This window comes from Limnohabitans sp. 63ED37-2 (assembly GCF_001412535.1).
Classification (GTDB): Bacteria; Pseudomonadota; Gammaproteobacteria; order Burkholderiales; family Burkholderiaceae_C; genus Limnohabitans_A.
This window is the reverse complement of the sequence record NZ_CP011774.1, coordinates 702,731-720,474: the sequence shown is the minus strand read 5'-3', so window position 1 is coordinate 720,474 and position 17,744 is coordinate 702,731. Positions and strand designations below refer to the sequence as shown.

General features: G+C 63.9%; 20 protein-coding genes. 8 read left to right on the top strand and 12 right to left on the bottom strand.

Going from position 1 to position 17,744, the window contains the following annotated elements; genetic code table 11:
* Positions 1-51 precede the first annotated feature (51 nt).
* From L63ED372_RS03420 to hemE, 3 genes are all read left to right on the top strand, one after another.
* Complete coding sequence (locus L63ED372_RS03420) at positions 52-591, top strand: hypothetical protein (RefSeq protein ID WP_156343543.1); 540 nt, start codon at positions 52-54, stop codon at positions 589-591.
* On the top strand, positions 588-1,367 hold the full coding sequence (locus L63ED372_RS03415) for a hypothetical protein (RefSeq protein ID WP_231624552.1): 780 nt from the start codon (positions 588-590) through the stop codon (positions 1,365-1,367). Before L63ED372_RS03420 ends, L63ED372_RS03415 begins: the two co-directional genes overlap by 4 nt.
* A gap of 156 nt (positions 1,368-1,523) precedes the next feature.
* A complete protein-coding gene (gene hemE / locus L63ED372_RS03410) occupies positions 1,524-2,666 on the top strand; it encodes a uroporphyrinogen decarboxylase (RefSeq protein WP_062403328.1) in 1,143 nt (380 codons plus the stop codon).
* Between the two features lie 45 nt (positions 2,667-2,711).
* Here hemE and ccmI read toward each other — a convergent pair whose 3' ends face one another.
* From ccmI to L63ED372_RS03360, 10 genes are all read right to left on the bottom strand, one after another.
* Complete coding sequence (gene ccmI / locus L63ED372_RS03405; RefSeq protein ID WP_062403325.1) at positions 2,712-3,977, bottom strand: c-type cytochrome biogenesis protein CcmI; 1,266 nt, start codon at positions 3,975-3,977, stop codon at positions 2,712-2,714.
* A complete protein-coding gene (locus tag L63ED372_RS03400; protein ID WP_231624551.1) occupies positions 3,977-4,345 on the bottom strand; it encodes a cytochrome c-type biogenesis protein in 369 nt (122 codons plus the stop codon). The genes ccmI and L63ED372_RS03400 overlap by 1 nt, the downstream gene beginning before the upstream one ends.
* A gap of 119 nt (positions 4,346-4,464) precedes the next feature.
* Positions 4,465-5,079, bottom strand: coding sequence for a DsbE family thiol:disulfide interchange protein (locus L63ED372_RS03395; RefSeq protein ID WP_231624550.1), 615 nt, complete (start codon positions 5,077-5,079; stop codon positions 4,465-4,467).
* Positions 5,076-7,136: a heme lyase CcmF/NrfE family subunit gene (locus L63ED372_RS03390; RefSeq protein ID WP_062403322.1), complete on the bottom strand. Its 2,061-nt coding sequence runs from the start codon at positions 7,134-7,136 to the stop codon at positions 5,076-5,078. Before L63ED372_RS03390 ends, L63ED372_RS03395 begins: the two co-directional genes overlap by 4 nt.
* 27 nt (positions 7,137-7,163) lie before the next feature.
* Entirely contained in the window at positions 7,164-7,610 is a 447-nt protein-coding gene (gene ccmE, locus L63ED372_RS03385; RefSeq protein WP_062403320.1) for a cytochrome c maturation protein CcmE, read from the bottom strand.
* On the bottom strand, positions 7,607-7,861 hold the full coding sequence (gene ccmD, locus L63ED372_RS16565) for a heme exporter protein CcmD (RefSeq protein WP_231624549.1): 255 nt from the start codon (positions 7,859-7,861) through the stop codon (positions 7,607-7,609). The genes ccmE and ccmD overlap by 4 nt, the downstream gene beginning before the upstream one ends.
* Entirely contained in the window at positions 7,858-8,625 is a 768-nt protein-coding gene (ccmC, locus tag L63ED372_RS03375; protein ID WP_062403319.1) for a heme ABC transporter permease CcmC, read from the bottom strand. Before ccmC ends, ccmD begins: the two co-directional genes overlap by 4 nt.
* A gap of 13 nt (positions 8,626-8,638) precedes the next feature.
* Positions 8,639-9,295, bottom strand: a complete 657-nt coding sequence (ccmB, locus tag L63ED372_RS03370) for a heme exporter protein CcmB (RefSeq protein WP_062407580.1) — start codon at positions 9,293-9,295, stop codon at positions 8,639-8,641.
* A gap of 71 nt (positions 9,296-9,366) precedes the next feature.
* The gene (gene ccmA, locus L63ED372_RS03365) at positions 9,367-10,026 is read right to left on the bottom strand and encodes a cytochrome c biogenesis heme-transporting ATPase CcmA (protein ID WP_062403316.1); all 660 of its coding nucleotides are present in this window, start codon (positions 10,024-10,026) and stop codon (positions 9,367-9,369) included.
* A gap of 194 nt (positions 10,027-10,220) precedes the next feature.
* Complete coding sequence (locus L63ED372_RS03360) at positions 10,221-10,547, bottom strand: high-potential iron-sulfur protein (RefSeq protein WP_156343542.1); 327 nt, start codon at positions 10,545-10,547, stop codon at positions 10,221-10,223.
* 193 nt (positions 10,548-10,740) lie between these two features.
* Here L63ED372_RS03360 and L63ED372_RS03355 point away from each other — a divergent pair, with 193 nt between their 5' ends.
* From L63ED372_RS03355 to bchO, 5 genes are all read left to right on the top strand, one after another.
* Entirely contained in the window at positions 10,741-11,331 is a 591-nt protein-coding gene (locus L63ED372_RS03355; RefSeq protein ID WP_062403313.1) for an NnrU family protein, read from the top strand.
* 12 nt (positions 11,332-11,343) lie between these two features.
* Complete coding sequence (locus tag L63ED372_RS03350; protein WP_062403310.1) at positions 11,344-12,630, top strand: Coenzyme F420 hydrogenase/dehydrogenase, beta subunit C-terminal domain; 1,287 nt, start codon at positions 11,344-11,346, stop codon at positions 12,628-12,630.
* A gap of 77 nt (positions 12,631-12,707) precedes the next feature.
* Positions 12,708-13,733 (top strand): magnesium chelatase ATPase subunit I, encoded by a 1,026-nt coding sequence (gene bchI, locus L63ED372_RS03345; protein WP_062403307.1) that lies wholly within the window; start codon positions 12,708-12,710, stop codon positions 13,731-13,733.
* Positions 13,734-13,746: 13 nt separating this feature from the next.
* Positions 13,747-15,609 (top strand): magnesium chelatase subunit D, encoded by a 1,863-nt coding sequence (locus tag L63ED372_RS03340; protein WP_062407577.1) that lies wholly within the window; start codon positions 13,747-13,749, stop codon positions 15,607-15,609.
* Positions 15,610-15,615: 6 nt separating this feature from the next.
* A complete protein-coding gene (gene bchO / locus L63ED372_RS03335) occupies positions 15,616-16,515 on the top strand; it encodes an alpha/beta fold hydrolase BchO (protein ID WP_062403304.1) in 900 nt (299 codons plus the stop codon).
* 35 nt (positions 16,516-16,550) lie between these two features.
* Here the strand turns inward: bchO and L63ED372_RS03330 are convergent, their stop codons facing one another.
* Together L63ED372_RS03330 and L63ED372_RS03325 are read right to left on the bottom strand one after the other, a co-directional pair.
* Positions 16,551-17,522 (bottom strand): alpha/beta fold hydrolase, encoded by a 972-nt coding sequence (locus L63ED372_RS03330; RefSeq protein ID WP_231624548.1) that lies wholly within the window; start codon positions 17,520-17,522, stop codon positions 16,551-16,553.
* Between the two features lie 34 nt (positions 17,523-17,556).
* Positions 17,557-17,736 (bottom strand): hypothetical protein, encoded by a 180-nt coding sequence (locus tag L63ED372_RS03325; protein WP_062403302.1) that lies wholly within the window; start codon positions 17,734-17,736, stop codon positions 17,557-17,559.
* Between the last annotated feature and the right edge of the window lie 8 nt (positions 17,737-17,744).

Sequence of the window (17,744 nt, the reverse complement as noted above, 5' to 3'; positions counted from 1 at the left end):
GCCTTTTTCACGCGCAGCGCTTTTGACCGCATGGACACGATAATGAGGACCATGGAATTGACCGCCCTCTTGATTCTGGCTTATTTCGCTTGGCTGGCCGTAGCCTTGCGCAAGCGCCAGCGCACGGTGCAAGGCCCCTGGCTGTTTCTGCTGCGGGCCTTCTTTCCAAATTGGCAGTTTTTTCATGGCCTGGGGCCCGCCCCTCGGCTGTGGGTGCGTGCACAGAGCCAGCCCGGCCAGTGGTCAAACTGGCAAGCCGTCTACCCCCGCTTGCCGCGCAGGACCTGGCACCTGCTGCACAACCCCGCCGTGAACCTGGCCCTGTCGCATCAAAACCTGGTGGAGCACTTGGCCACCGATGTCCACGATCTGGCCGAAAACGCCGACATCCGCGATTGTGTGAGCTACCAATTGGTGACACGTCTGGCCCGCGATGCCGTTCAACGCGGCAGCTGGGCCGACACCCCCATGCTGCATCGCGCTGGTGGTTTGACGCCCCAAGCGTTTCAGTTCGAAATCCGTTTGCTGCATCTGGGCCAAGCCGGTGAGGCGCAGTTGTTGTTGTCCCCCGTGATCCCCCTTCGCCCATGAACCTGGATTTGCCGCTGGCCATTCGGGCTTTTGAGGTCTTGCTCGGCTGGAGTTTGTTGCTGCAAAGCGCGGAATTCCTTCGCTTGCGCCCACTGGACCGAGTGAGCGACTGGCACATTCAACGCGCCGAAGTGCCCAAGGCCTGGGTACGCCATGCGCTGGACATGTTTTACAGGCCTTTGCCCTATGGCGGCATGCTTTGGCTGCGTGGTGCCCTGGCCCTGGCCTTGATGCTGGGCCATGCCGGTCCAGGCAGCGCTGTGCTTTTGTTCCTGATGGCCTTGCTGATCCTGCTGCGCTGGCGCGGGGCCTTCAACGGCGGCAGTGATTTCATGACGCTGGTGGGCCTGACCGGCTTGCTGCTGGCCCATGTGCTGGGCCTTTTCACAGACGCTGCCAACGCGTGGCGTGTGGCTCTTTGGTATGTGGCGGTGCAAAGCCTGAGCTCTTACTTTGTGTCGGGCTGGGTCAAGTTGATGCGCCCTGAATGGCGCTCAGGACGCGCCCTGACGGTCTTTCTGGACAACGCTGTTTACGGCCCTTTGCCCGCCGACAGCATTTACCGCCAACCCCAACTGGCCATGCTGTGCAGCTGGGGCTTCATCGTTTGGGAAGGCCTGTTCCCACTCGCTTTGCTCGATGTTCGTCTGGCGGTTATGTTCTGCGCCGTCGCTGCGGTGTTTCACTTTCTCGTGTTCTGGTTCTTTGGACTCAACCGCTTTTTCTGGGCTTGGCTGAGCACCTTTCCCGCCATCCTGTACTGTGCATCGGCTTGACCAGGTCTGGCGGGCCAAGGCCCACCCGGCCTTCTCCCTCATCTCGTTCTTGGTTGGCGTTGCGTTTTTGTGCACGATGCAACGCTATCGCTTGGGTTTGAACATCCGAGACGTCTTGCACTGGACCAGACCCATGCTGCCTGCGAAAATGTTCAGATGAACACAAGCTCCAACGCCACAGCGTCTTCTTCGGCATTCGCCCCCTTGCAAAACGACACCTTCCTGCGTGCTTGCCTGCGCCAGGCCACCGACCACACCCCCGTCTGGCTCATGCGCCAAGCTGGGCGGTATTTGCCCGAGTACTGCGCCACCCGCGCCAAGGCCGGCAGCTTCATGGGCCTGGCCACCAACGTGGATTACGCCACCGAGGTGACGCTGCAGCCCCTGGACCGTTACCCGCTCGACGCCTCCATCTTGTTCAGTGACATCCTCACCGTGCCCGACGCCATGGGCCTGGGCCTGTCGTTTGCACAAGGCGAAGGCCCACGCTTTGCCAAGAATGTGCGCGACGAAGCGGCCGTGGCAGAACTCGCTGTGCCCGACATGAACAAGCTGCGCTACGTGTTCGATGCGGTGACGTCGATTCGCAAGGCGCTGAACGGCCGAGTGCCCCTCATCGGTTTTTCTGGCAGCCCCTGGACGCTGGCGTGCTACATGGTCGAGGGCGCGGGCTCGGACGACTACCGCCATGTCAAAACCCTGATGTACAGCCGCCCCGACCTGATGCACCGCATTTTGGAGATCAACGCGGACGCTGTTGCCCTGTACCTGAACACCCAAATCGAAGCGGGTGCCCAAGCGGCCATGATTTTCGACAGCTGGGGCGGCGTGCTGGCCGATGGGGCTTTCCAGCAGTTCAGCATGGCCTACACCGCACGCGTCCTCTCGCAACTGAAGACCGAGCACAACGGCCAGCGCATCCCCAGGATCGTGTTCACCAAAGGCGGCGGCTTGTGGCTGCCCGAGATGGCGGGCCTGAACTGCGACGTGCTGGGCCTGGACTGGACCATGAACCTGGGCCGTGCCCGGGCCTTGGTGGGCGGCCAAGTCGGCGGCCCCGGCAAAGCGCTGCAAGGCAACATCGACCCGAACATCTTGTTTGCCCCGCCCGCGCAGATCGCGACCGAAGTGCACCGGGTGCTGGACAGCTTTGGCACGCCGCACACCGACCGCTCAACCACAGGCCCCACACACATCTTCAACCTGGGCCACGGCATCAGCCAATACACCCCGCCCGAACATGTGACGGCGCTGGTGGAGGCGGTACACAGCCATTCGCGCAAGCTGCGTCAGGGCTGACCCAGTTCTTCGGGTGCACACTGTGCACCCAGCTTGCAGCAGGTGTCAGCGACCGCTGATTTGAAGCACGACGCCCTGCACGCCGGTCTTTACACCCGGCAGTTCGACCTGCAGATCACCTTCTTGCTTTTGCGCCGAGCCGGTTTTGGAGATGCGAGCCACCAAGCGCACTTGCGCCAGCGATGACAACACAGGTGGTGCACCCATGCCCATGCTGTCATTCAAAGCAAAGCGCACCGGCCATGAGGTGGGTGTGCCGCGCCAGATGGCCACAGGGCGGCGCGAGCCCTCTTCGGCCATGGCGTACACAAACAGGGTCGCGCCTGCGGCAATTTGACTTTGCACCTCGGGGGAAATACGAACCTCGCCCTGAATCAGAGGCTTGACGTCGCCCACCGGAGTCGCCGCCGATAAGGCTCCTGCCCTCGCTTCACCAACAGCTGCCGGAGCCGCCGCCAGCTCGGCCACCCTCTCGGCCACTTTTGCCAGCGCCCGCTGCAGGCCTTGGCCCGCCTCGCTGTCGGCGGGCACCAAAGCCAAGGCACGTTGCCAATAATCTTGCGCGGCGGCGTGACGCTTTTCAGACAAAGCCGCGCTGCCCGCGAGCACCAGCGCGTTCAGGTGCTGGGGCTGTGTGCGCAGCACGTCTTGAATCCACTGCCAAGGCTCTCCGGTGTAGACACCACCTGCGCTCAAAGCTTTCATCTGCGCCCGCTCGATCCACAGATCGGGCTCGGGCGACAAGGCCAGCACACGCGCCAAGGCCTGCTCGGCCGGGGCATGCGCGTTTTGGGCGGCGTGCAGCCGCGCCAGCGTCAACCAAGCCTCGGCATCCTCCGGGCGTTTTTGTGTGGCTTCTTGCCACACACGGGTTTGCTCCGCCCATTGCTCGGGCGTGGTCGCACTGATTTGGACCCGCTGGCTCAAAGGCTTGGGCCACCAAGCGTGGGAGGCACCCAGTTGCAGATAACTCAGGCCACTGAGCACCACCAAGGCCCCGACCCACCAGAGCCATCGCGCAGGCACTGCCGCAACGGGTGCCTCGTCAGACTGCGCCGCGTCGTCCAACAGATGGCGCAGCAATTCATCGCGGGCCACTTCATGCTGCAGCGCCGTTAAACGGCCTTCGGCCAAAGCACGGTCCAGATCGGCCAGGTGTGCTTGCGCAATCCTGCGGTTGGTCTGTGACTGCCGCTCGAGCCCCACGACCTGCACCTGCTTTTTCAGGCCACGCTGCAAGACCCCAGCGGCCAGCAGCCCCAAAGCCATCAGCACCCACAACAAACCCAGCCAAGGCGGCACAAAAGACATCAGGACTCCAGCAGTTGGCGAACGCGGGCGCGTTCGCTGTCGGTCAAGGGCGCGGACTCAGCAGGCGTGCGGCGCATCAAGCGCAGCGCCAGCACCAGTGCACCCAACAGCAACACAAAGGGGCCGAACCACAAGAGCCAGGTCACGGGCTTGACCTCGGGCTTGTAGAGCACAAAGTCACCGTAACGGCTGACCAAAAAGCGGCGGATGTCGGCATCGCTTTGGCCCTGCTCGATCAGACCGCGCAGCTCGCGCCGCAGGTCCAGGGCCAACTCGGCATTCGACGAAGCCAGCGATTCGTTTTGGCAGACCAAGCAACGCAGCTCGGCCGCGATGTGGTCCCAGCGCGCTTGCACAGCGGTCGACATGGGGGCATTGGCTTGCGTTGCCACGGGCGCGCCCATTGCCAAACCACCCGGCGCTTGGGCCATCGCACAAGCGCAGCACAGCCCAAGGCAGGCCAGCACCCACCGCAGCACCGCGCGCATCAATACACCCCCCGCAGCAAGGGCAGCAGTTTTTGCTGCACCACATCGGGCGTCAAGGCCCCGGCGTGCTTGAAGCGCACCACGCCCTCGCGGTCAATCAAATAGGTTTCGGGCAAGCCATACACACCAAAATCCATGCCCACACGGCCGTCCATGTCCAGCAGGTTCACGCCAAAAGCCTGGCCATTTTTTTGCAACCAAGCCTGGCTGCGCGCCGTGGCTTTCTGGACCGATTCGGCGCTGAGCGGTTCTTGGCCCGAGAGTTCCGAGGCCTGCAGTTCTTTGTAATTGATGCCCACCATGTTCAGGCCGGGCTGGCGGGCCAGCGCCATCAAAATCGGGTGCTCTTCTTTGCAGCCCGCGCACCAGGTGGCCCACAGGTTGACCAAGGTGAGCTGACCCTTGAACTGCGCCGCGTTGAACACGCCCGGCCCGCCCACCAGCGGCAACTCAAAAGCCGGTGCGGGGCGGCCGATCAGAGGGGAGGGAATCTCTTGCGGGTTGCGCGTGAGGCCCACACCCAAAAACACCACCATGGCCAAAAACAGGGCCAGTGGCACAAACACCCAGCGCGGCATGCGGCGGCTTGTGGCCTTGGCAGACAGCGCGCTCATGAGACAGCGCCTCTGACCACTGGCACAGGCCCTGCAACTCGCACGCCAGACGCACCCATGCCCACGTCAGCTTGAGCGCCAAGCGCACGCGTTGCCGATGTCGCCTGCCGGTAGCGCCGATCGAACGCTGCCAAGCCACCCCCCAGCACCATGAACACCGCACCCAGCCAGATCCAGGACACAAAAGGCTTGTGGTAGACCCGAAAGCTCCACTGCGGTGGCTCACCCGCCAAGGGCTCGCCCAAAGACACATAACGGTCGCGCCACAGGTTGCGGTCGATCGCGGCCTCGGTCATGGGCATGGCGCTCGACACATAGCGGCGTTTTTCGGGCTGCAAAGTACCGACCTGCCGCTCGTCGCCCAGCTGGCCTTCGAACAGCTTCAACTGGGCGCGCAAGGCCAAATAGTTGGGCCCCAAGTGCTGGTCCACACTCATGAGCTGGTAACGCACGCCCGCCACGGTGACCGAATCGCCCAAGCCCAGTCGCACATCACGCTCGACCTGAAAGGACTTGACGCCCGTGATGCCCAGCACCAGCACCGCCACACCCAGGTGCGCCACCTGCATGCCCCACCAAGCCAGGCCCGGCGATCCAGGCAAGCGCAAGCGCAAGCGCTGCACGATTTGCCAAGCGCCCGAGAGCACGATCCAGCCGCCCAGCGTACCGCCCATCACCGTGAGCCAGCCACTGGCCGTGGTCACAGCCTCTGCAGTCTGAGGCGCCCCACCCCAAGTGGCCCAAGCGCTGGCCAACAAAAGCGCCAAGGCCCCGGGCACCACCACCGAGCGCACCGCCGCCCAGCGCGCCACATGCCAAGGCACCACCGTGCCCGGCACCATGGCCAACAAGAGCGGCACCATCAGCGGCACAAACACGCGGTCGAAATACGGCGGCCCGACCGAGAGCTTGCCCAGGTTGAGTGCGTCGATGATCAGCGGGTACAAAGTGCCTAGCAGCACCGCCGCCATGGCCACCACCAGGAGCACGCTGTTGAGCAGCAAAAACGATTCGCGCGAACCGGCCACCGGTTGCGAGGCATTGGCCCACTGCGGTGCGCGCCAGGCAAACAGCGCCAGCGACACGCCCACCACCACGGCCAAAAACATCAAAATGAAAATGCCCCGCGAAGGGTCTGTGGCAAAGGCGTGTACCGAGGTCAACACCCCCGAGCGCACCAGGAAGGTGCCCAGCAGGCTGAGCGAAAAAGCGCCAATCGCCAAGAGCACTGTCCAGGCCTTGAACTGGCCGCGCTTGTCGGTGACCATGAGCGAATGGATGAGCGCCGTGGCCACCAGCCAAGGCATGAGCGAGGCATTTTCCACCGGATCCCAAAACCACCAACCGCCCCAGCCCAATTCGTAATAAGCCCACCACGACCCCAGCGCGATGCCCAGCGTCAAAAAGCCCCAGGCGGCCACCGTCCAGGGCCGCGCCCAACGTGCCCACGCGGCATCGAGCCTGCCCGAGAGCAGCGCAGCCATGGCAAAAGCAAAGGCCACCGACAGACCCACATAACCCATATAAAGCATGGGCGGGTGGATCACCAAACCCGGGTCTTGCAGCAAAGGCGTCAAATCGCGCCCCTCGGCAGGTGCCGGGAACTGCCGCGCAAACGGATTCGACAAGGTGAGGATGAAGGCCAGGAAACCCACCGACACCGCGCCCATGACGCCCAACACCTGGGCCACCAAGGCCTGCGGCAAGCGCTTGGAAAAGCTGGCCACCGCCACCGACCACAGCGCCAGCATCAAGACCCACAGCAACAGAGAACCTTCGTGCCCGGCCCAAATGGCCGACAGGCGGTACGGCGTCGGCAGCAAGGTGTTGGAGTGTTGGGCCACGTATTTGACGCTGAAATCGTGCACATAAAACGCGTGCCACAAAGCGCCAAAGGCCAACACGATCAGCACCAATTGCAAGACCGCCAAAGGCCTGGCCAGCGCTTGCCAACCTGCGCGCCGGGCCGACAAACTGCCCCACAGCGACAGCACCGATTGCAGCACAGCGACCCAAGCCGCCATGATCAAGGCCATGTGACCGGCTTCAGGCCACATGCCAAGCTCCTGAAAAAACAGTGCGCTTCATTGCGCTACCGCCGCACCCGTACGGGCCTTGGCCGCCTCGTCCAGCGCGTGCTGGGCTTCGGGCGGCATGTAGTTTTCGTCGTGTTTGGCCAGCACTTCGCTGGCGACAAACAGGCGGCTTGCGTCGAGGCGACCTTGCGCCACCACCCCTTTGCCTTCTTTGAATAAATCGGGCAGCAGGCCCACATAGCGCACCGGCACGTCACGCTGCGTGTCGGTCACCACAAAGCTCACCGCCATGCCGTCGCGTTGCACGCTGCCTGCCTTGACCAAACCACCGACTCTGAAGTGGCCCTCTTTGGGCGCTTCGCCAGCCGCCACTTGGGTGGGCGTGAAGAAAAACACCAGGTTGCTCTGGAAAGCGTTAAGAACAAAAAACAGCGCACCGCACACGAGCAGCAAGCCCAAACCGATACCCAACATTCTCTGGTAGCGGCTTTTCATGACGCAGCTCCTTGGGTGAAATGAACGGGGCTTGCAGCCCCGGCTGAGAAGGCCTGTGAAGCAACCGGGGGTTCGGCATCCAGGGCCTCGGTATCCATGGCGTCGCACACTGCGTCCAGCGCTTGCCGGCGGCCCACGCGCACCAGCCACACCTCCAGAGCCATCAAGGCAGCGCTCACGCCCATGCTGCCCCACACGTACAAGCCATAACCACCCATGGCCCAAAACTCTGAAGCGCTTTGCCAAATCATGCGGCACCTCGCCAATCGCGGTGTGCGCGGTGCACCAACACCTCGGGCAGTTGCTGCACCCAAGCGGCGTGGCTGTCGCGCTCCAAAATCAAACTGCGCACGCGCCACAAAGCGATGGCCGCGGCGTACAACCACACGGCCAAGCTCATCAGCAACATGCCGGTCAGCATGATGCTGGCCATGCTGGGCGACTGGGTCAGCGACACCGATGCACCTTGGTGCAAGGTGTTCCACCATTTGACCGAAAAGTAAATGATGGGCACGTTGACTGCCCCCACCACCGCCACCAAGGCGCCCGCCCGGTCCGAGCGGCGCGGGTCTTCGATGGCCGAGGTCAAGGCGATGTAGCCCAAATACAAAAACAACAAGATCAGCATCGAGGTCAGCCGCGCGTCCCACACCCAATAAGTGCCCCACATCGGCTTGCCCCACAAGGCCCCGGTCCACAGCGACAAAAACGCCAGCAAGGCCCCGGTGGGCGCCAACGCCCGCGTCATCAGGCCCGACAAGCGTGTGTGGAACACCAAACCCAGCACACTCCAAAACGCCATGGCCAGGTAAATGACCATGGCCATCCACGACACGGGCACATGGATGTAAATGATGCGGTAGGCCTGTCCCTGCTGTGCGTCGGACGGCGCGACCATGAAACCCACCCACAAACCCGCCAGCGCCAGCCCCGTGGCCAGCAGCGCCAACCAAGGCCAGAGGCGCCCGGCCAAGGGGTAGAAATATTGTGGCGCGGCGTAGTGAAAAAGCTTCATGGACCTTCCCTCTTCATTCCAGCGCCAAGCGCAAAGCCGCCGCACAGGCCCAAGGGCTGAGCGCCGCAGAAGCGAGCAAGAGGGCCAACAAAATGGACACATGCGCCTCGGCCCCGAGGCCACGCATCTGTGCATCGACCGCACCCGTGCCGAACACCAGCACCGGCACATACAAAGGCAAGAGCAAGAGCGACTGCAGCACCCCGCCACCGCGCACACCCAAAGTGAGGGCCGCGCCAATCGCGCCCAGCAGTGACAGCACGGGCGTGCCGATCAAGAGCGTGAGCGCCAGCATGCCCAAAGCCTCTGACCCCAAACCGAACTGCAGCCCTAGGAGCGGCGACAACAGCACCAAGGGCAAGCCCGAGATCAACCAATGCGCCAGCAGCTTGGCGCTGACCAACCAAGGCAGGGGCGCTACCGACAGCGCCAGCTGCTCCAGGCTGCCGTCTTGGTGATCGGCATCGAACAAACGGCCCAGGCTCAGCATGCTCGCCAGCAAGGCCGCCACCCACAAGACCCCGGGCCCGATCAGGCGCAGCGTGGCCGGCTCAGGGCCGATGGCCAGCGGAAACAAAGCCGCCACCAAGACAAAGAAAAACACCGCGCCCATCCACTCGGCCTTGCGCCGAAGGGCCAAGCGCAGGTCGCGCCGCAGCAGGCCAAGCATGGCTTGCCAAGGGCTGGGCAGCGCGGGCTGAGCAGCCAGCGCTGACACAGGGACGGTCATGGCGGGGGTGTTCATGCGCGGCCCACCTCGCGTCCCAAGTGCAAGCGCGCCCCCGGGCCTTGCAAGCCCACATCGTGGTGGCTGGTCATGACCACAGCGCCCCCCGCATCCACATGCGATTGCAGCAAGGCGCGGGCCGTGGCGGTGGCCTGAGTGTCCAAGCCCACCAGGGGCTCGTCCAAGACCCACAGCCGTGCCGGGCTGGTGCGCAAACGCGCCAAAGCCACACCTTGTCGTTGGCCTTGTGACAAAACCCGCACGGGCAGGTGGGCGCGGCTTTGCAGGCCCTGCGCGGCCAGCGCCTGAACCGCTTGCTCGCGGCCGAGTGCCAAGCCACTGACTTGTGCATCGGCACACAGGTTTTCACAAGCGGTGAGATCAGGCTTGAGGCCCAGCGCGTGGCCGATGTAATGCAGCACCGAGCGGTCGGGACGCGAGAGCGAGGTCTGCGAGGAAGAGGAAGAAGGGGAAGAAGAAGGCCACAGCACTTGGCCGCGTGCCGCTGGGGACAGACCACACAGGATGCGCAGCAAACTGGTCTTGCCGCAGCCGTTGCCGCCTTCGATGTGCAACCAACTGCCCGCGGGCACGGAAAAGCTCACGCCCTCGAACAAAGTCCGCTGGGCCTTTTGGCAGGCCAGGTCCATCGCTGTGAGCACCCAAGACGCCATGAAAGGGCTTTCCGGTCGGTTGAAGACAAGGCAAAGTGTAACGATGGATTGACACTTTGTGTGGTTAAAGCCTTGATTCAAGCGGGCAAATCAGGGTATGCCCTGAGTTGTGGGTCGGAAATGGGCACAAAAAAACCGCCCAAAGGCGGTTTTGGCGGTCTTTGCGGGGTGAAGTCCGCTGAGTCCTGGAGGCATTAAGCCTTTTTGGCCCAAGCCGAGCACCAGCCCTTGGCTGCCACTTGCTTGCCTGCAAACAAGGGGCAACCACCGGCAGCAGCGCCAGCCTTGGCTTGGAACAAGGCACAGTTGGCGCAGTTGGAGCCAGCGGCGAACTTGGGGTTCTTGGCTTTGTCAACCTTGGTGCCATCGGCCTTGTAGGCCAGGCCCACGGCTTGTGGGTCTTTTTCATCGACCATGGCCTGGGCTGAAGCCTCACTCACCGCCAAAACGGCGGTGGCAGCGGTGGCCACTTGCATCATGAACACACGGCGGGTCGAAGACAGAGAAGTAAAACGGGACATAGAAGACTCCTTGGAAGTAACCGTCAGAAAATACTGGACAGTTCATTGTGCGCCACATCAGTCACCTTGTCATCCGGACCAGATTACTTGAGCAAATCACACAGGAAAGCCCTGGTTTTTGAATGTCAACCGCGATGGACATGTCCATGTCAGAATGCGTCATAAAGACACATTTACCCCTAAAGGTTTTGACATGCTGCAACTGTTGATTGGCTTGGCGCTCTTTTTGGGCATTCACTCTCTGCAAAGCCTGGCCCCGCAGGTACGAGAAAACAGCATGGCCCGCTGGGGTGCGCTGGGCTTTAAGGCCGTTTATGCAGCGGTTGCCGTGCTCGGGCTTTACCTGTTGGTGCAAGGCTACGGCCAGGCAAGGCTGGAGCCGGTGCTGCTGTGGACGCCGCCGCGCGGCATGCAACACGCCACCATTTTGCTGATGTGGGTCGCCATGGTCTTGCTGGTGGCCACCTATGTGCCCGGCAACCAGATCAAAGCCAAACTGCGCCACCCCATGACCTTGTCGGTCAAGGTCTGGGCGCTCGGCCATTTGTTGTCCAACGGCAACCTGGCCGATGTGCTCTTGTTCGGTGGCTTCCTCGTTTGGTCGGTGTTGGTGTTCCGCGCCGCACGCCAACGGGATCGCCACAACCTGCACTCGGCTCCTGAAGGCAAGTTGCTGGGCACTTTGCTGGCGGTGGGGGTGGGTACGGGTGTCTGGGCGGCTTTCCTGATGGGCGGCTTGCACGTCTGGCTGGTGGGGGTGATGCCCCTCACCCGCGCCGTTTAATCGCCGACTGACGTGCAAGCCACTGGCACGCCTTCCGCCCCGACCGTTGCGGCCAATGCGTCGACCCCCGTCCGCAAGCTGTGCACCGACTGCGGCCTCTCCCGCACGGATGACCCCAAGCGATGCGGCCAGGCCTGCCAGTTCATCCAGCCCGATTACCCGGGCTTGGAGCAGCGTGTGCATGGCCGCCAGCGCCAACAGGGCAGCGCCACACATCCGGCCCAAGCTGATGAGTTGTTCTTCGGGCCTTACCAACAGATCCTGAGTGCACGCCTGGACCCGCCCACACAGGGCGCGCAGTGGACAGGCATCACCACCCGATTGGCCGAGGTGTTGCTCGAACAAGGCCTGGTTGACGCCGTGATCGCCATGGCCGCCGACCCGCACGACCGCTGGCGGCCGCGCCCGTTGCTGGTCACCCGCGCCGAGGACATGGCGCAGTGCCGGGGCATGCGCATGGGTTATGCGCCGCTGCTCAGCCTGGTGGAGCCCGCGCTGGCCCAAGGCCACAAGCGCTTGGCCGTGATCGGCATTCCGTGTCAGATTTACGCCCTGCGCGCCATCCAGCCGCAGCTCGAACGCGAGCAAGGCCTGGACCAGCTCTACGTAATCGGCACGCCATGCTCTGACAACACCACCACCGAAAACTTCCACCAGTTTCTGGGCCTGATTTCGGACCGACCACAAGACATCAGCTACGTCGAGTTCCGCGCCGATTACAAGGTCGAGGTGCGCACCGACCAGGGCGACAAGCGCCTGATCCCGTTTTTGAACCTGCCGCTGTCCAACTTGCCGCCCGACTTTTTCCCGTTGACCTGCCGCACCTGCGTGGACTACACCAATGTGCTGGCCGACATCACCGTGGGTTATATGGGCGGGCACGGCGAGCAGTGGGTGCTGGTGCGCAACGCGCGCGGACAAGCGGTGCTGGACGGCATTCAATCGCAATTGGTCACCAGCGCCCCCATCAGCCGGGGCAAACGGGATGGCCCGGTGCGCGGCTTCATGGCCAACACCGAGCGCGCGGCCGGGGGCCTGCCGCTGCGGCGCATGCCCGCCTGGATCAAGCCGCTGGTCAACTGGCTCATGCCCCGGTTAGGGCCGCGTGGCCTGGAGTTTGCACGCGCCCGGGTCGAGATGAAGGCCATCGAATCCATCTTGCACCTGCGCCGCGAGGCACCAGCCCGCATCAAAAACATGCTGCCGCAGCACGTTTGGGATTTGGCGGCACGTTACGGTTTGAAGCCGGAAACCCGACCCGAATCTGACACCGTGGCCACCAGCCCCCGCAAAACCTGAGCTCAAGTGTAAATTTAACTTGACACTTTGCCGCGTCTTTTGGATGATGGGCCGAGATCAGTTTTGCGGAACGCCCCATGGCATTGACCTTCCCTTTTGCGGCCATCGTTGGTCAAGATGAAATGACCCTCGCCATCCAGGTGGTGGCGGTTGACCCGTCGATTGGCGGTGTACTGGTCTTGGGCGACCGGGGCACCGGCAAATCCACCGCCGTGCGCGCCTTGGCCGACCTGCTCCCCCCGATTTCGGTCGTCAAAGGCTGTCCTTACCGCTGCGACCCGGCCAAGCCTGCCAGCGCCTGCCCGGTCTGCCAAGCCCGCGACCCCAAAGCCAAAGTCGTGACCGAACGCCAAAGCGTGGCCGTGGTCGACCTGCCTTTGGGCGCCACCGAAGACCGTGTGGTGGGCGCACTGGATCTGGAAAAAGCCCTGTCGCAAGGCGTGAAGTCTTTCGCGCCCGGCCTGCTGGCCCAGGCGCACCGGGGCTTTTTGTACATCGACGAGGTCAACCTGCTCGATGACCACTTGGTGGACCTCTTGATCGACGTGGCCGCCTCGGGTGAAAACCTGGTCGAGCGCGAAGGCCTGAGCGTGCGCCACCCCGCCCGCTTTGTGCTGGTGGGCAGCGGCAACCCCGAAGAAGGCGAGCTGCGCCCGCAACTGCTGGACCGCTTTGGCCTGTCGGTGCAGGTGCGCACGCCACAAGACTTGGCGCTGCGCGTGAGCATCATCAAACGCCGCGACGCCTTTGACAAAGACCCAGAGGCCTTCAAGGCGCTGTGGCACAAGGACAACCAGAAGCTGCAAAAGCGCATCCTCAAAGCGCGTGAGTTGCTGGACGCGGTGGAGGTCAGCGACGACATGCTGATGCTGTGCGCCCGCTTGTGCCAGCAACTGGGCACCGACGGCCTGCGCGCCGAACTCACGCTGCTGCGCGCCACCCGGGCGTATGCCGCGCTGCAAGGCCACAAAGCCGTGAAGGCCGAGCACCTGCAAAGCATGGCCCCGCTGGCCCTGCGCCACCGCCTGCGCCGCAACCCGCTGGACGACACCGACTCGGGCGCGCGCGTGCAGCGCAGCTTGCAAGAAGTGCTGGCCGCCTGAATTGGCTGCACGCATGGCCCGCGACAATACGCAGCCCTCGGACCCGCTGGAGCGCTGGAACGATGCACTGACGGCGCTGCAGCTGCTGCAACTCGACCCCTTGGGTTTTGGCGGCGTGTGCCTGCGCGCGCCACACGGCCCGGTGCGCGAGCGCTGGCTGCACGCTTTGGCAGGGCTGGGCATTGGCTTGGTCAAAGTGCCAGGTTCGGTGGACATTGAACGGTTGCTGGGCGGCATCGACCTGGCCCACACGCTGCAAACCGGGCAGCTGCACAGCCAAGCGGGCCTGCTGCAACAGGCCGACCAAGGCTTGGTCTGCCTGCCCATGGCCGAGCGCCTCTCGCCCACCCTGCTCGCGCCTTTGGTCCAAGCCCTTGAACAAGGCCAAGTGCCGCCCACCCGCCACAGCGCAGCCCCCACACCCACCCGCTTTGGCGTGGTGGCACTCGACGAATCTTTGCCCGACGAACCGGGCGTGGGCGCGGCCTTGGCCGAGCGCCTGGGCGTGTGGCTGGATCTGAACGAACTCTCACCCAGCGACATCCACGCGGCGTGGCAGGACAACAGCGAATCGGATGGTCTGCAGATTCGCCTGAGCCCCGGCGCTTTGGCCCGCGCCCGCGAGCAGTTGCCACAAGTGCAAGCGAGCGACGAACACATGCAAGCGCTGTGCACCGCCGCTTTGGACCTGGGCATAGGCTCTTTGCGCGTGCCCAGCCTGGCGCTGCGTGTGGCCTGCAGCCATGCGGCGCTGAACGGGCGCAGCACGCTCGATGCCGATGATCTGGGTTTTGCCGCGCGCTGTGTGCTCGCCCCTCGCGCCACACAGTGGCCTGCCGAGCCATCGGCACAAGAATCAGAGCCTGCGCCACCGGAAGACGCCACACCACCGTCAGAGCCGCCTGAGCCGCCAGAAAATGCCGATCAAGCGCCTGAGAACGACGCTGAAAAAGACGAGGGCCTGGACCCACCACCCGAACAAAACGCCGAACCCAGTGCCGAAGACCTGCAAGAGATGATGGTCGCTGCCGCCTTGGCCAGCTTGCCGCCGCACATGCTCGACGCGCTGATGACGCGCCAAGGCGCAGCCAGCCACAACACCTCGGGGCGCAGCGGCCAAACCCGCGCGGGCTCGCAGCGCGGCCGCCCCCTGCCCCCACGCCCGGGCCGCCCCGGCGGTCAGGCGCGCCTGCATGTGCTGGCCACCTTGCGCGCGGCCGCGCCCAAGCAGCGTTTGCGGCAAGCGCACAGCACCGGCCGCGTCGCGATCCGCGCCGAAGACTTCCACATCCAACGCTACCAGCAGCGCGCCTCCAGCTGCCTGATCCTGGCGCTCGACGCTTCGGGCTCGGCCGCTTTGCAGCGATTGGCCGAGGCCAAAGGCGCTGTCGAGTTGCTGCTGCAACAGTCCTATGCCCGGCGCGACAGCGTCTGCATCGTGGCCTTTCGGGGCGCGCAAGCCCAGCTGCTGCTGCCGATGACGCGTTCGTTGGTGCGCGCCAAACGCGCCATGACCGGCCTGCCCGGCGGCGGAGGCACACCTTTGGCGCTGGCCCTCAAAATGGCGTACGAACAAGCGGCACAGTTGCAACGCCAAGGCGTCACACCCATCTTGGTGGTGCTGAGCGACGGACGCGCCAACGTGACGCTGCAAGGCCTGGGTGGCCGCGCCCAAGCGCAACTGGACGCGCAAAGCTGGGGCCAACAGTGGCGCGCCAGCGGCCATCGCGCCTTGTGGATCGACACCTCCATGCACCCCGACGCGCAAGCGCAGCAACTGGCCAGCACCATGGGCGCGAGCTACCTGCCCATGCCGCAGGTGCAGTCGCAGCGCATGGCCCACGCCATCGAACGCGTGCGCAGCTCGCAGGCTTGAGTCGCCATGTTTGACAGCTTCTACCCCGGTATGGCCTGGGCCGATCACCAGGCCCGTCCGGACATGTGGCCGCACGCGCAGCACAGCCGATTGGTGCAAGCAGGTGGCATCCAGTGGCATGTGCAGCAAATGGGCCAAGGGCCTTGCATGCTGCTTTTGCACGGCACGGGATCGGGCCACTTCAGCTGGCGTGGCCTCATGCCCACCTTGGCCCAGCACTTCACCGTGGTCGTGCCCGACCTGCCCGGCCACGCCTTCACCAGCCGGGGGCCCGAAGGCGCACTCTCGCTGCCCGGCATGGCCGAAGGCCTGCGCGCGCTGATGCTGCAACTCAATCTCACGCCACAGGTCATCGTCGGCCACTCGGCAGGCGCGGCGATTGCCGCGCACATGGCGCTGCACTTTGACAGCGCCTCGCGCAGCACACTGATCGGTTTGAACCCCGCTTGGCTGCCGCTGCCCGGCGTGGCCTCATGGTTGTTCGGTCCAGCGGCCAAATTGGCGGCGCTCAACCCGCTGTCGGCCTGGGCCACCGCCAAAATGGCAGCCAAACAGGGTGCTGTAGCAGAGTGGATCGCACGAACAGGCTCCACACTCGATGCGCAGGGGATAGACCTTTATTCCCGGGTGCTCAGCGACTCGAGCCATGTGCACGGCGTGTTGTCGATGATGGCGGCTTGGCGGCTCAAGCCCTTGGCCGCACGCCTGCACGAGGTCCGCAACCCGGTGTTCATGCACATCGGCGCACATGACCAGACCGTGCCACCGGCCTTGGCCGACGAAGCCTGCCAGCGCTTGCCACATGCGCAACTGCACGTTCAAACAGGTTTGGGCCATCTGGCCCATGAACAAGACCCCATGGGTACGGCTCAGCAAATTATGCGCTGGTGTGGCGCTGAGCCCTGAAGGGCTTGAGGTCAAGCGCGCTTGCCCAGCGCCGTTCAGCGCAGAAAATCCACCACCGCCTGCAAAGACAGCTGCGCCGCTTCTTCTTGCGGCAAATGACCCACAGCGGGCCAGGACACCAAGCGGCTGTCCGGCAAGTCTTGCAAGTAATCGCGGGCATTGCTCACGGGGATCATGGCGTCCGCCTCGCCCCAGACCAGCAAGGTGGGCACTCGGATTTGGCGCAGCAGTGGCCCGGGCTCTTGCAACACGGTTTGCGCCAAACGGTCGAGCATGGCCTGACGCGCCCCGGGCGCTAAAATCAAATCGTGGTAACGCGTGGTCACGGCATCACTGAGCGACTCGGGCTGGGCATAAGCCGCTTTCAGGTTCATGCGCAGCAAGGGCTTGGGCAGCACATGGCGCATCAGGCCCAGTGTGGCGGGTACCTCCATGGCTTGGCCGTACTCAAAGCCGAAACTGGCATAACCATCGGGGGCCACCAACACCAGTTTGTCGATCCGCTCGGGGAATTTGGCCGCAAAGGTCCAAGCGATGCGCCCGCCCATGGAATGACCCACCAGGCTGACGCGTTTCAAGCCCAAATCGTTCAGCAAGGCGACCAGCATTTGCACGCTGCGCTCGTCGCGGTAATCTTGAGCCGGGTCGGGCGGGCTCAGGCCACTGCCAGGCAGGTCGATGCGCACCACGCGGTGTGTGGCGGCCAGACCCTCTGCCCAGGCGTCCCAGGTCTGCAAACTCGAACCAAAGCCGTGCAACAAAACGACCGCTGGGGCATCGGTCTGTGCATCGGACTTGCGGGGTGCTGAGCTGGGCGGGCCGCTGTCGCGCACATGCAGCTGCCAAGGCCCCACGCGGCGCAGGTCAGCGGATGATACCAAGTAACGGGCCTCCAAAGTGGCACGTGGCAGATCGGGTGTCCACAACCACAGGGACAGCAGCGTCAAAGCGGTCAGCGCCAACACAAGCCCAGGCCTCTTCATGCGGCGCAGGCCGCGCGCGAGCATGCGCCGAAGGCCACAGGGGCGAAATCGACCATGGCTAGATGGCGAACATGAGCAGCAACACCATCTGCAGTCCGTAGATGATCATCAGGCCCAGTTTGTAGGTGTCGCGCAAGGTGTCCGACAAGCGCTGCATCCGGTGGTCCAGCCACCAATAAGCCGCACCGCACAAGCCGGTCATCAACAAAAAAATCGTGGCCATGAGGGAGGGGGGCATGGGAACTC

What these genes read in the sequence shown, in the direction of transcription:
- ccmC (WP_062403319.1), bottom strand. Translation starts at nt 8,625, where the DNA reads ATGAAGCTTTTTCACTACGCCGCGCCACAATATTTCTACCCCTTGGCC.
- ccmB (WP_062407580.1), bottom strand. Translation starts at nt 9,295, where the DNA reads ATGCTTGGCCTGCTGCGGCGCGACCTGCGCTTGGCCCTTCGGCGCAAG.
- L63ED372_RS03340 (WP_062407577.1), top strand. Translation starts at nt 13,747, where the DNA reads ATGGCCCGCGACAATACGCAGCCCTCGGACCCGCTGGAGCGCTGGAAC.
- L63ED372_RS03360 (WP_156343542.1), bottom strand. Translation starts at nt 10,547, where the DNA reads ATGTCCCGTTTTACTTCTCTGTCTTCGACCCGCCGTGTGTTCATGATG.
- bchI (WP_062403307.1), top strand. Translation starts at nt 12,708, where the DNA reads ATGGCATTGACCTTCCCTTTTGCGGCCATCGTTGGTCAAGATGAAATG.
- L63ED372_RS03400 (WP_231624551.1), bottom strand. Translation starts at nt 4,345, where the DNA reads ATGTCGACCGCTGTGCAAGCGCGCTGGGACCACATCGCGGCCGAGCTG.
- L63ED372_RS03420 (WP_156343543.1), top strand. Translation starts at nt 52, where the DNA reads ATGGAATTGACCGCCCTCTTGATTCTGGCTTATTTCGCTTGGCTGGCC.
- L63ED372_RS03395 (WP_231624550.1), bottom strand. Translation starts at nt 5,079, where the DNA reads ATGAGCGCGCTGTCTGCCAAGGCCACAAGCCGCCGCATGCCGCGCTGG.
- ccmD (WP_231624549.1), bottom strand. Translation starts at nt 7,861, where the DNA reads ATGATTTGGCAAAGCGCTTCAGAGTTTTGGGCCATGGGTGGTTATGGC.
- hemE (WP_062403328.1), top strand. Translation starts at nt 1,524, where the DNA reads ATGAACACAAGCTCCAACGCCACAGCGTCTTCTTCGGCATTCGCCCCC.
- ccmI (WP_062403325.1), bottom strand. Translation starts at nt 3,977, where the DNA reads ATGTCTTTTGTGCCGCCTTGGCTGGGTTTGTTGTGGGTGCTGATGGCT.
- L63ED372_RS03415 (WP_231624552.1), top strand. Translation starts at nt 588, where the DNA reads ATGAACCTGGATTTGCCGCTGGCCATTCGGGCTTTTGAGGTCTTGCTC.
- L63ED372_RS03390 (WP_062403322.1), bottom strand. Translation starts at nt 7,136, where the DNA reads ATGTGGCCTGAAGCCGGTCACATGGCCTTGATCATGGCGGCTTGGGTC.
- L63ED372_RS03330 (WP_231624548.1), bottom strand. Translation starts at nt 17,522, where the DNA reads ATGCTCGCGCGCGGCCTGCGCCGCATGAAGAGGCCTGGGCTTGTGTTG.
- L63ED372_RS03325 (WP_062403302.1), bottom strand. Translation starts at nt 17,736, where the DNA reads ATGCCCCCCTCCCTCATGGCCACGATTTTTTTGTTGATGACCGGCTTG.
- bchO (WP_062403304.1), top strand. Translation starts at nt 15,616, where the DNA reads ATGTTTGACAGCTTCTACCCCGGTATGGCCTGGGCCGATCACCAGGCC.
- ccmA (WP_062403316.1), bottom strand. Translation starts at nt 10,026, where the DNA reads ATGGCGTCTTGGGTGCTCACAGCGATGGACCTGGCCTGCCAAAAGGCC.
- L63ED372_RS03355 (WP_062403313.1), top strand. Translation starts at nt 10,741, where the DNA reads ATGCTGCAACTGTTGATTGGCTTGGCGCTCTTTTTGGGCATTCACTCT.
- ccmE (WP_062403320.1), bottom strand. Translation starts at nt 7,610, where the DNA reads ATGAAAAGCCGCTACCAGAGAATGTTGGGTATCGGTTTGGGCTTGCTG.